Below are 526 nucleotides of genomic sequence, written 5' to 3'. Positions count from 1 at the left end.
TATGAATATCCTCTTTGATCTGCCGTATTTGAAGGGGAACGGCTGGCAGGATTTTCTTGCTGATGTTCGTGAGAGGATGTCGTGCATTGTTAAGGATGCGGGAACTCTTGAGTCTGTTGATGAGGTCACAAAATATGTGACTAAGCCGAACGATATTGAGACGATGGAGGATGGCCATCTTGAGTGGTTCTATAATGAGACACTCAATACGCGACTGATACAGAGGTACGGATCGTTTAAGGAGTTCAAGGGGTCTCTTAATGATGAGAGGCTTCGCATCGTTCGAGATCAGTCTGATGGATCTCTGAAGATGATGAAGAAGCGTGGCATCAATGATGCTGAGCTTTTCACGAAGCGTGATGAAGGCGAAGCCACGATAGGTGTCCCTAAATCATTGGATATGTTCGGGCCCGATATTGCTATGGCTCTCTGTGTTGAGCCTTCTCTTGATGGGCGTCTCCTCGTTGTTGATGACATAAACTTCGAGCAGATCGAGATTTAGTTTGTTGGGCTGATCCTGCCGCAT

At 46.6% G+C, this 526-nt stretch carries 1 protein-coding gene; it reads left to right on the top strand.

The window, feature by feature from the left end; genetic code table 11:
* The coding region (locus KP705_RS16780; protein WP_215765078.1) for a hypothetical protein at window positions 1-502 on the top strand (502 nt) is incomplete at its 5' end.
* Window positions 503-526: the final 24 nt, after the last annotated feature.

It is taken from the genome of Gluconobacter sp. P1D12_c, assembly GCF_018812105.1.
GTDB lineage: Bacteria > Pseudomonadota > Alphaproteobacteria > Acetobacterales > Acetobacteraceae > Gluconobacter > Gluconobacter oxydans_A.
This window is presented reverse-complemented; position numbering and strand designations above follow the sequence as displayed.